At 60.1% G+C, this 1,069-nt stretch carries 4 protein-coding genes; 1 reads left to right on the forward strand and 3 read right to left on the reverse strand.

What is annotated here, in order from left to right:
• Positions 1–194 (forward strand): hypothetical protein (locus ACOCD2_RS21485; RefSeq protein ID WP_419626078.1); only part of this gene is annotated, 194 nt, incomplete at its 5' end.
• Between the two features lie 17 nt (positions 195–211).
• Here the strand turns inward: ACOCD2_RS21485 and ACOCD2_RS21490 are convergent.
• From ACOCD2_RS21490 to ACOCD2_RS21500, 3 genes are all read right to left on the reverse strand, one after another.
• Positions 212–367: a hypothetical protein gene (locus ACOCD2_RS21490; RefSeq protein WP_419626080.1), complete on the reverse strand. Its 156-nt coding sequence runs from the start codon at positions 365–367 to the stop codon at positions 212–214.
• A gap of 60 nt (positions 368–427) precedes the next feature.
• Positions 428–835 carry a hypothetical protein gene (locus tag ACOCD2_RS21495; protein ID WP_419590494.1) on the reverse strand — a complete coding sequence of 136 codons (408 nt, stop codon included), beginning with the start codon at positions 833–835 and terminating at the stop codon, positions 428–430.
• Positions 790–1,069: Mu transposase domain-containing protein (locus tag ACOCD2_RS21500; RefSeq protein ID WP_419626082.1), on the reverse strand; the 280-nt coding region annotated here is incomplete at its 5' end. The genes ACOCD2_RS21495 and ACOCD2_RS21500, both read right to left, overlap by 46 nt.

The raw sequence follows: 1,069 nt of genomic DNA on the forward strand, positions 1-1,069 counted from the left end.
CTCATGTACTTTCCCCACATTCATATTCTGTCGATATGCAATACGCCTGGTACTTCTCGCCCTACAACGGTTACTTGGGTTGGGAGAACAAGAATACCAATAACTTCTATGTCTGGCCCGGTCGTTACGGGTTATCGGGGCGCGATGGGGCATTCGGAGAGTATCTTCGGAAGCAGTTTGGTATTCCCCAGTAGGCGCGAGGCCGCACTGCTTACCCGTCGTGCGCATAGCGCCAGAGGGGAAGCACCAAAGCAGGCCTCCGAATGCGGCGTCCAGTCTCATATGGGAGCCAAGTACGGCTGGGGCACAAATGGGTTGTCAAAGGCCGAGTCGATTTTGGGGACTGGGATGTCCCAAAATCTATCATGAGGTCGAAGACACACTTGGTTGTTCGGTGGTTTGTTGATTCAGCATGGTCTTGTCCTCCTCAGTGGTAGTAATCGGCGCCACGCACGTTGCCGTGCAGGGGCAGTTCTTCCTGGGTGCCAACCTCCTCCTCGGGCGGTAGCTGATCCAGGCCTTGCTTGGGGATGGAAGTGATGCTGTGATAGCGGGCCGAACGGATCATCAGGGCCCGCTCACAGGCTACCTCCAGGCGCGTTCGGTCATAGCGTTTAGCCAGGTTGAGCAGCCCCAGGCAGGCGCGGTAGCCGTGCTCGGGATGAGGCCGATTCTCAAGTTGCTGCTTGACCACCTGGGCGGCACAGGGGCCGATGTCGGCAGCCCAGTTCAGGAAGCGTCCCGGCGACCACTCCCGGTGCGCCTGATGGGATTTGGGCATGTGTGCGGTCAGTGTGGAGAAGCGTCCCGAGCCGTGCCGGGGATGGGACGCCACCCGCTTGCCCTTTGCATCACCTCGACGGTGGTGGCGGTGATGCGCAGCTCCAGGGGTTTTCCCACCAGTGCATGGGGGACACTGTAGAAGCGCTTGTCCACCGCCACGTGGTAGTCGATACCGGGTTTGGCATGGCGCCATTCGGCATATTCGTAGTCGTCCTGGGGCAATGGCTTGAGGACCGGTCGATCCAGGGTCTCGTACAGGTCCTGGCGGCTCTCGCGGCGGCCCTGG

It is taken from the genome of Thiolapillus sp. (assembly GCF_048562965.1).
In the GTDB taxonomy this organism is placed as follows: domain Bacteria; phylum Pseudomonadota; class Gammaproteobacteria; order Chromatiales; family Chromatiaceae; genus Thiolapillus; species Thiolapillus brandeum_A.